The organism is uncultured Acetatifactor sp., assembly GCF_948601915.1.
Classification (GTDB): Bacteria; Bacillota; Clostridia; order Lachnospirales; family Lachnospiraceae; genus Acetatifactor.
The window spans coordinates 1-9,772 of sequence record NZ_CAPDXS010000177.1 but is presented as its reverse complement, the minus strand read 5'-3'; the positions used below and the strand labels follow the sequence as shown (position 1 = coordinate 9,772).

Below are 9,772 nucleotides of genomic sequence, written 5' to 3'. Positions count from 1 at the left end.
TGTCCCATCCGGAGGATGACAGGTGAACACCATAAAGCAGACAAAGAGCCCCCGTTGCTTCATGAGACCGGATGTCTGCAGGGACTTCGACAAGGATGCTGGCTGAACCCGGCAATCAACGCGGCGGACGACTACTTGGGATAGTCCCGACTAACCACAGGAGACAGCATCCGCCAATAAGCTGCCCATCAGGCGGCAGAATGTGAGGAGAAATGTACATAGGAGAAATGTACATAGGAGATCTGCACATCCACTCCAGATACTCCAGGGCGACCAGCAAAGACTGTACCCCGGAGCATCTGGATCTGTGGGCAAGGAAAAAAGGAATCCACATCCTGGGCACAGGGGACTTCACCCACCCGGCCTGGCGGGAGGAGCTGAAAGAGAAGCTGGAACCCGCCGAGGACGGCCTCTACGTGCTGAAAAAGGAATACCGCATAGGGGGAGCCGGGGACAGCGGCATACAGCCCCGCTTCGTGGTCACCGGGGAGATCAGCTCCATCTACAAAAAGGGAGACCGCGTGAGAAAAGTGCACAGCCTGCTCATCCTGCCCGGGCTGGAAGCGGCGGAAAGCCTTGCCAGGCGGCTGGAGCTGATCGGGAACATCCATTCTGACGGACGCCCCATCCTGGGGATCCCCTGCAGGGATTTACTGGAAATCATGCTGGAGACCGCCCCGGAGGCAGTCTATGTGCCCGCCCACATCTGGACGCCCCATTTCTCCCTGTTCGGGGCTTTTTCCGGCTTCGATGCCATAGAAGAGTGCTTCGAAGACCTGACGCCCCATATCCGTGCCCTGGAGACAGGCCTCTCCTCCGACCCGCCCATGAACTGGCGGGTGGCTGCGCTGGACAGATTCCACCTGATTTCCAACTCCGATGCCCATTCCCCGGGAAAGCTGGGGCGGGAGGCCAATCTCTTCGACATAGAGCTGTCCTATCCAAACCTGGCAGGGGCCATCCAGGAGGGGAAAGGCCTGGCGGGCACCATCGAATTCTTCCCGGAGGAGGGGAAGTACCATTTTGACGGGCACAGGAAATGCGGACTGTGCATCAGCCCCCGGGAGACGGCCGGATACGGGAACAAATGCCCGGTCTGCGGCAAGAAGATAACCATCGGCGTGCTGAACCGGATAGAACAGCTTGCGGACAGAGAGGAGGGCTTCGTCCTGCCGACAGGGCGGCCTTTCGAGAGCCTGGTGCCCCTTCCCGAGGTGATTGGAGCCTCTATGGGGATTTCCGCCGCAGGGAAAAAGGCCGCGGAGACCTATGAGCGGATGACAGGCGCTTTGGGGCCGGAGTTCGCCATCCTGCGGGAAGTTCCGGTGGAGGATATCCGAAAGGCGGCAGGGCCTCTGGTGGCCGAGGGAATCCGGCGGCTGCGGGAGGGAAAGGTAGAGCGCACCCCGGGCTTTGACGGAGAGTACGGCAAGATTGGACTGCTCTCCCCGGAGGACATCAGCAGCCTGGAAGGGCAGATGAGCTTTTTCACGGCTGAAGAGCTGCAAGTGATGAAGAAAGGGTCTGGCAAGAAGCAGGTTCCGGAAGCTTTTGACCAACAGATAGAAACCGAGAAAGCGGGAGAGATTGTCCTCCGAAAGCCAGAATCCGGAACAGAGACAGAGACTATCGCCTGGAGGACAGACAGCCTGAACCAGCACCAGCGGGACGCCGTGGAAAGGGTGGGGCGCAGCGTGGCGGTCATAGCCGGGCCGGGAGCAGGCAAGACCAGGACGCTGATCGCCAGACTCTGCCACCTCCTGGGCAAGAGAGGAATCGCACCGGAAGAAATCACGGCAGTGACCTTCACCAATAAAGCGGCGGAGGAGATGCGGGCCAGGATAGAAGACAAATCAGTCGTTGCAAAGGGCCGGCCGGGCCGGCTTTCCGAAAACCGTCTGGGCAGGAGGACATCAGACATGCAGATCGGCACATTCCACGCCATCTGCAGCCGCTTCCTGCAGGAGGCGGGACTTTCCTTTGTGGTGGCGGACGAGGGCCTACAGATGGAGCTGGCGGAGAAGACCCTCCGGGAATTTGACCGCAAAAAAGCGCCGAAGAAATTCCTGCAGGAGCTGTCAAAGGAGAAGAACGGCCTGTATGGGAATGACGCCGAGCCCGATGACCGAAAGAACCCGTGCATGTACCAGCACTACCAGAAGCTGCTCCGCCAGGCCGGGGCGCTGGACTATGACGACCTTTTGCTGGAAACCATGCATCGCCTGGAAGAGCTGCCGGAGGACGCGCCCCAGCGCAGGCCTTTCTCCTATCTGCTCATCGACGAGTTCCAGGACGTCAACCCGCTCCAGTACCGTCTGGTGAGGGAATGGAGCCGGGGCGGCAGGGAGCTCTTCGTCATCGGAGACCCGGACCAGTCCATCTACGGCTTCCGTGGCTGCGACCCGAAGGTCTTCTCCAGGCTGGAAGAGGAGCGCCCGGACCTTGTGACCATCCGCCTGGAGGAAAACTACCGCTGCGCCCCGTCCATCCTGAACGCCGCCCTTGGGGTAATCTCCCACAACACAGGACAGGCGCGCAGAATGAAAGCCATGGCAGGGTACGCGGAACATGGAGAATGCAGCCCAGGGCTTCCCGTGCGGATGGTGTCCGCCAAGGACGAGCGCAGAGAGGCGATTTTCGTGGCCAAGGAAATCACCCGCCAGATTGGCGGCATCGACATGCTGGACACGGACCAAAGGGGCGCCGGGGAGAACCGTGCAGTGAGGGGATTTTCCGATATGGCAGTGCTATACCGCACCCACAGACAGGCGGCCCTCCTGGAGAAATGCCTCCGACAGGAGGGGATTCCCTATCTGGTGGCAGGGCGGGAGGATTTCCTGCGGGAGCGGGAGGCGCGGGCAGCGCTGTACTTCTTCCGCCATGTCCTGTACCCAAATGAGGAAGCGGCGGAGGCGCTCTGCCGCAGGCTCCTGGGCCCTGTTCTGGGAGAGGGCCGGGAGGAGGGGATTGAACTGCTCGTGGAAAAATACCGGAAAAAAGTCAGGAAATCCCGTCCCGTAAAGCTTCTGGAGGAGTGGAGCGGGGATGTGCGGCCCGAAAATCCGGATACCATGAAGAAACTGACAGACATGTCAGTTCTGTATCCCACCATGGAGAGCTTTCTTCAGACCTTTTCCTTTGGCGAGGACGGGGACGTCAGGAGAAACGGCGGCAGGAAGTTCACGGCGGACGCGGTGACCCTGATGACGCTCCATGGCTCCAAGGGGCTGGAATTCCCCGTAGTCTTCCTGTATGGCATGGACAGGGGGCGGTTCCCGCTGGAATTCGGCGAGGGCGATGCGGATATGGAGGAAGAGCGGCGTCTGTGCTATGTGGGCATGACCAGGGCCCGGGAAGAGCTGATTCTGGTAAGCGGAAAGGAAAGCTCTCCGTTCCTGCAGGAGCTTCCCGCGGAATGCGTCAGCCGGGAACAGGCGGAGAAAGAGGAAGAGATGCAGGCTGTACAGATGAGCCTGTTCGACCTGATGTGACCCGGGGAGAGATTCTGTAAATTGGAATGGCATGTTGATGTGGAATATGATAAAATAAAGACTATTGGACGTATTCGGCATTGCCTTTGTCGTGGATCTGGCGATGTCCGCAGGAAGGGCCTGGACATATCGGAAAAACCAGGAGGGCGATGAGCCGATGCTGATATTCAAAGCCCACAGATAATCGCCGGAAAAATGTCCCTTAAGGAGAGGAACAATGACAAAAGAAACATATGATTTGCTGGAAAGCTATATGCTGTCCTGTATGGAGGACAGCGCCCACGACAAGGAGCATATCTACCGGGTCCTGTACACCGCCCTGGACATTGCCGGGACGGAAGAGGAAGTGGACAGGGACGTGCTGATCTGCGCCTGCCTGCTGCACGACATAGGCCGCCGGGAGCAGTTTGAGAATCCCGAAGTATGCCATGCCCAGGCCGGAGCGGAGAAGGCTTATCGTTTCCTGGCAGAACATGGTTTCCCGGAGGGCTTCGCGGCCCGTGTGAGGGAATGCATTGCGTCCCACCGTTATAGAAAGGGCAACCGGCCCACGACCATAGAGGCGAAGATACTGTTCGACGCGGACAAGGTGGACGTGACCGGCGCAGTCGGCATTGCCAGGACGCTGGTCTACAAGGGGCAGGTCTCGGAGCCTTTGTACACAGTGCTGCCGGACGGAAGCGTCTGCGATGGGACAGGGGATGAGGGGCCTTCCTTTTTTCAGGAATACAAATATAAGCTGGAGGGACTGTACGATAAATTCTATACGGCCCGGGGCGCGGAGATCGCGGCAGCAAGGCGCCAGGCCGCCGAAGCCTTTTACAGCAGTATGCTGCAGGAAGTGAGTGAAACGCAGCAGAAAGGCGCGGCAATGCTCCGGGCGTATGTGGAATGACTTCCGGGTGCCCGCCGTGTGCTATGGCTGTAAGGGATGCGGAATATGTAAGGCGAAATTTCAGGTCATGCCCGCTCTTTGACCATGGCTGTGAGGTCTGTGACATATGTGGAGCGATGACCAGGTGAAGCCCGCCTGTTGACCATGGTTCCACAATCGTCTATGGCGCAGGCTGGGAAATGAATCCGCAAAACGCTTCATAAGGAATTGGAGCCTGCCCGAGACAGGAAATGACAATGGGGAAGGAGCACAGACTATGTACAACGAATATGAGAATGATAAATTCTTTCAGGAATATGCGAAAATGCCCCGCAGCAAAGAAGGCCTGAGCGCAGCCGGGGAGTGGCACCAGCTGAAGCCTCTTTTTCCGCCGCTTCACGGGAAAAGCGTCCTTGACTTAGGCTGCGGCTATGGATGGCACTGCAGATTCTCCGTGGAGAACGGTGCGGAGCATGTACTGGGCATCGATTTGAGCCGGAAAATGATTGAAGAGGCCTGCAGCCGGAACCCGGACAATCGGATAGAATACCGGGTCTGCGGCATAGAGGAATACGAATATCCGGAAAATGCATGGGACTGCGTGGTCTCGAATCTGGCGCTGCATTATATCGAGGATATCGGACAGGTATTCCGAAAGGTGTACAGAACCTGTAAGCCTGGCGGAACGTTCCTCTTTAATATAGAGCACCCTGTGTTCACGGCAGGGGTGGGGCAGGACTGGATCTATGCGGAGGACGGAAAGCCGCGGTACTGGCCCGTGGATGGTTATTTCCTGCCCGGGGAACGAAAGACCCGCTTTTTGGGGTGTGATGTGGCCAAGCAGCACCATACCCTTACGCAGATCGTGATGGGGCTGCTGGATGCCGGCTTTGAAATCCAGGCCCTGGAGGAGGCGGTGCCGCCTGAGGATATGATGGGCATCCCGGGGATGGAGGACGAGCTGCGCCGTCCTATGATGTTGCTGATAAAGGCGAGGGTGGAAAAAATAAAGACAGATTAGTTTATGTACTCCCGATGGTATAAAGCGAGAAAAAAATTAAGAACAAATGAGTAACGGAATATAAGAATTGGGGAAGATACTGTGACGGCATTTCTTAAAAACTAAGCTAGTAAGCAATAGGAATCTTTCAAGGAGAAAAAATAATGCTGACAATCCAGAAAGCTGAATACGAATTGGAAAAAGGTGCCGAATTGAATTTCGGACCTTGGAAAATGCATAGTATCTCAGTGGCAACAAATGCACGCTTAATAGCAGATAGAATAAAGGGGATGGATAGTGACAAAGCATATATACTGGGATTGTTGCATGATATAGGCAGAAGAGCCGGAAATAAAGCAATATTGCATATTTTTGATGGATACGATTATATGATGAGCATAAATCAGCCAGAAATAGCACGTATTTGCCTGACGCATTCCTTTCCAATCAATGATTCTGACATATACTTCGGAAAATATGATTGTACGGCAGAACAAAAAAATTTTTGGATCAATATATCGAAGAAACAGCCTATGAGGATTATGACAAACTAATTCAGTTATGCGATGCGATCTCATTGCCAAATGGGGCCTGTATCATGGAGAAAAGGTTGGTTGATGTGGCGCTCAGACATGGTCTGCCTGAGTTTACGTTAGTTAAATGGAAAGCATTTATGGAACTGAAAAAATATTTCGATGGGAAATGTGGTTGTAATATTTATTCTTTCCTTCCCAATGTAATGGAAAATTCTTTTGATAGCCTTATATATACTGCATAACGCTAAATACTGCCTAATGTAATCATACGATTGAACCAGTCAGCGTTATGCAGTCTGGTTTCACGGCAAGTGAAATCGTTAAGCAGTATAAAATCATCAAATGATAAGAGAAATGATTGGCAAAAAACGAATTTGCTTATAAAGCTGTAAAGGAGAAAAATGAAGAAAGTACGTTTTGAGAAGAAAAAGTATACATATTTGGATTCGCTGAGATTTTCTATAATCAGTTCACCTGTGTGTATGATATTGTATTTGATTCTGTCCCTTGCGGTTGCAATTCTGCCAACCTACCAGGTTATCATGAATGCAAGATTTATTGATAATGCGCTGGGACTTATAGACGGCTCCGCAACAAAAAGAGCGGTATATATTTCACTGGCGATTGTTATCGGGATTATAGCATATCAATGGCTTGCCTGGCCCATAAAGGCATATCTTGCCAACAAAATCGAGATGGATTTGAGGGTCAGTCTTAAGGGCGCATATGTTGAAAAATGTTCAAAGATTGCGTTCAAGTATGTTGAAAATACGGACAGTATGGATTTAATGAACCGTGTTGCCGATACAATGGAGCATAAGTTCATCGACGGCTTTACAAATGTAGTCAATCTGATATCGCTGTTTATGACAATTGCAGGACTTCTTATTGTTCTTATTACACAGATTGCCTGGGTTGCACTGATTATTATAGCTGTTGCCATACCGCTTCTCTATCTTTCGTTCATAAGCGGAAAGGCAACCTATGAGGCCAATAAAGAGATTACCAAATATCAGAGAAAATACAAATATCTCACTACCGTAATGACGGGAAGAGAAAATGTTGATGAGAGAACGGTATTCGGATATAACGAAAAGCTGAATGACAAGTGGTTTGAGCAGTATGAGATTTCCAGAAAAATGGAAACAAGGACACGCGCCAAATGGTTCGTAAAGCTGAAATCCGGAAGCATGATAACAGCATTTCTGTGTACCTTTATTGCAGCAATGCTTATCAACCCTGTTGCAACGGGAATTATTACAATCGGTATGTTCTTTTCACTGATAAATGCAACCTTTGATCTTGTACACACCATGTCATGGTCGCTCACAAGATTAATCGAGGCTGTATCCACACATATCGAATACCTTAAGGAGATTACAAAGTTTGCGGCATTTGAACAGTATGAGAATGCGGATGCCGTGCCTGAAAGCGGTATGGAATTTAAGTCTTTGGAATTCAGGAATGTAACCTTCAAATATCCCGGTACGGAAACCTATATTCTTAAGGACATGAACATGAAGATAGAAGCCGGCAGGCATTATGCCTTCGTCGGAGCGAACGGAGCGGGAAAGAGTACCATTGCCAAACTTCTGACAGGTCTTTATCAGGATTATGAGGGCAGGATACTTATTAACGGAAGAGACCTTGGAGAATATACGGCAGCTCAGCTCAAAGCCTTTTATTCAGTTGTTTATCAGGACTTTGCAAGGTATTCCATTTCAATCTGGGATAATATCGCCATAGGATGCGTTGGCGGAGCGGATGATGCAGCAGTCAACAATGCCATAACTGCCCTTAAACTGGAATCGGTCATTGAAGGCCTTGAGGATGGGAAGGATACATTGCTGGGCAAGCTGGCACAAGAAGGCAAGGATCTTTCCGGCGGTGAATGGCAGAGAATCGCCCTTGCAAGATGCTTTGTGAGTGAAGCGCCGATCCGTGTACTGGATGAACCCACTGCTGCTTTGGATCCCATTGCGGAAAGTAACCTTTATAGTGAATTTGCAAAGCTTTGTGAAGGAAGGACCACATTGTTCTTCAGTCACAGACTGGGCTCGGTGAAGCTGGCGGACTACATTTATGTAATTGATAACGGACATGTAGGGGAACAGGGAACGCATAATGAGCTGATGGCTGCAAAGCAGCTATACTATACGATGTATGACAGTCAGAGGAGGTGGTATCAATGAGTGGAAAGAAAATAAGCCCCATTAAGATACTTAAGAGAATAACGCCTCTTGTGTTTAAGGCAACCCCCTTCTTTTTTGGATTGTTCCTTGTAATTACGATACTCCATGGCCTGTCATGGGCAGTAAAGATTTTGTTTCTGCAGAAGTTTTATGATACCACCAGTGAAGTAATAAATACGGGCGGAAGCATAAAGACCATATACAGTTCTCTCATTGTGTACGGCGTGGTCATTATTCTGGCAGAGCTTGTCAACGCACTCAACAATTTCCTGTATCTGCCATTTAACCAGAAGGTCATCGGAAAATTGATGCAGAAGGTCCATCTTAAGATATCTAAAATTGGAGCCATCGAATATGAAGATGCGTCAACTCTGGACAGCATCAACAAGGCCGGGATGGGAATCAATAATATCTTCAACATGGTATTTTCATTTATCATGATGATGGCATTTTTCCTGCCCTATGTGCTGTTTATGGGAATATGGATTTTTAGGATTAAGCCGATTCTGGCAATCGTAATTGTTGTTTCCATGATGCCCTGTCTTCTGACAAAGCTTGTGCAGGTAAGCATGTACGCCAATCTTGAGGATGAGATCGCTCCGCTGAGAAGATCCTATGATTATTATGAGAGCACCATCTGTTCCAGGGAATATTTCAAGGAAACCAGAATCCTGGGCGTAACGGACTATTTTAAGAAGCTTTATTATGACACGATGGTCGTTCTGAATAAGAAAAGCCTTAAGGTGGCAAAGAGAGCCTGTCTGTTCGATCTTGCGGGAAAAGGAATAGGCCTTGCGGGTTATCTGGCTGTCCTTCTGCTTTTTGTCAAAGCATTGCTTACAGGCGATATTACGGCGGGTACATTTGCCGCAATATTCACGGCAATCGTAAAGATGCAGGAAATGGTGGGAGAAATGATTCATCTTGTGGGCGATATAGGTAAGAACAGCGGTTCGATCAACAACCTTCTCGATTTCATAGATATGCCCGAAACGGACGGTGAAACAAAGGTAAATGATTTCTGTGAAAAGATTGAGCTTAAGAATGTTTCCTTTACATATCCGGGAGCAAAAGAGGAATCTCTGACAGATGTCAATCTGACGATTGACAAGGGGGAGACCATTGCGATTGTGGGACATAACGGAGCCGGAAAATCAACTCTCGTGAGACTGATTACAGGGATATATCAGCCCACCGGCGGCAGTGTGACAATAGACGGTATACCCACAAAGGATATTAAGCCATCGAGCCTTTACGGACTTATGTCCGGTGTATTCCAGAAATTCCAGAAATATCAGATGACTCTTCGTGAAAATGTTATGATCAGCAATCTTGATACGGAAAGGGAAGACGGGACTCTGCTGGAAACCTTAAAGAAAGCGGATGTGGATATTGAATCACGGTCTTATCCCGACGGTTTGGAGACAATGCTTTCCCGTGAGTTTGACGGTGTAGACCTTTCAGGCGGACAGTGGCAGAGGGTATCTATTGCAAGAGGTATCAACAGAGACAGTAAGGTGATCGTGCTGGACGAGCCTACTGCAGCAATCGATCCCATTGAGGAGACAAAGATATATAAGAAGTTCAAAGAGATATCCGATGAAAGGACAACGGTGCTTGTGACCCACAGACTCGGAAGTGCCCGAATTGCAGACAGAATCGTTGTTATGGAAAATGGC

Annotated in this window: 7 protein-coding genes; all 7 read left to right on the top strand. The window is 50.8% G+C overall.

What is annotated here, in order from left to right; translation table 11 throughout:
• The first annotated feature begins 227 nt into the window (after positions 1–227).
• A complete protein-coding gene (locus Q2B33_RS21420) occupies positions 228–3,491 on the top strand; it encodes a UvrD-helicase domain-containing protein (RefSeq protein ID WP_300784464.1) in 3,264 nt (1,087 codons plus the stop codon).
• Between the two features lie 217 nt (positions 3,492–3,708).
• A complete protein-coding gene (locus tag Q2B33_RS21415) occupies positions 3,709–4,386 on the top strand; it encodes an HD domain-containing protein (RefSeq protein WP_300573771.1) in 678 nt (225 codons plus the stop codon).
• A 256-nt stretch (positions 4,387–4,642) separates the two neighbouring features.
• A complete protein-coding gene (locus Q2B33_RS21410) occupies positions 4,643–5,386 on the top strand; it encodes a bifunctional 2-polyprenyl-6-hydroxyphenol methylase/3-demethylubiquinol 3-O-methyltransferase UbiG (RefSeq protein ID WP_300573768.1) in 744 nt (247 codons plus the stop codon).
• 143 nt (positions 5,387–5,529) lie between these two features.
• The gene (locus Q2B33_RS21405) at positions 5,530–5,919 is read left to right on the top strand and encodes an HD domain-containing protein (RefSeq protein WP_300573765.1); all 390 of its coding nucleotides are present in this window, start codon (positions 5,530–5,532) and stop codon (positions 5,917–5,919) included.
• Positions 5,920–5,963: 44 nt separating this feature from the next.
• Positions 5,964–6,143, top strand: a complete 180-nt coding sequence (locus Q2B33_RS21400) for a hypothetical protein (protein ID WP_300792172.1) — start codon at positions 5,964–5,966, stop codon at positions 6,141–6,143.
• 159 nt (positions 6,144–6,302) lie between these two features.
• Complete coding sequence (locus Q2B33_RS21395) at positions 6,303–8,093, top strand: ABC transporter ATP-binding protein (RefSeq protein WP_300573762.1); 1,791 nt, start codon at positions 6,303–6,305, stop codon at positions 8,091–8,093.
• A partial coding sequence (locus Q2B33_RS21390) for an ABC transporter ATP-binding protein (RefSeq protein ID WP_300823130.1) occupies positions 8,090–9,772 on the top strand: 1,683 nt, incomplete at its 3' end. The genes Q2B33_RS21395 and Q2B33_RS21390, both read left to right, overlap by 4 nt.

What these genes read in the sequence shown, in the direction of transcription:
- Q2B33_RS21420 (WP_300784464.1), top strand. Translation starts at nt 228, where the DNA reads ATGTACATAGGAGATCTGCACATCCACTCCAGATACTCCAGGGCGACC.
- Q2B33_RS21415 (WP_300573771.1), top strand. Translation starts at nt 3,709, where the DNA reads ATGACAAAAGAAACATATGATTTGCTGGAAAGCTATATGCTGTCCTGT.
- Q2B33_RS21410 (WP_300573768.1), top strand. Translation starts at nt 4,643, where the DNA reads ATGTACAACGAATATGAGAATGATAAATTCTTTCAGGAATATGCGAAA.
- Q2B33_RS21405 (WP_300573765.1), top strand. Translation starts at nt 5,530, where the DNA reads ATGCTGACAATCCAGAAAGCTGAATACGAATTGGAAAAAGGTGCCGAA.
- Q2B33_RS21400 (WP_300792172.1), top strand. Translation starts at nt 5,964, where the DNA reads ATGGAGAAAAGGTTGGTTGATGTGGCGCTCAGACATGGTCTGCCTGAG.
- Q2B33_RS21395 (WP_300573762.1), top strand. Translation starts at nt 6,303, where the DNA reads ATGAAGAAAGTACGTTTTGAGAAGAAAAAGTATACATATTTGGATTCG.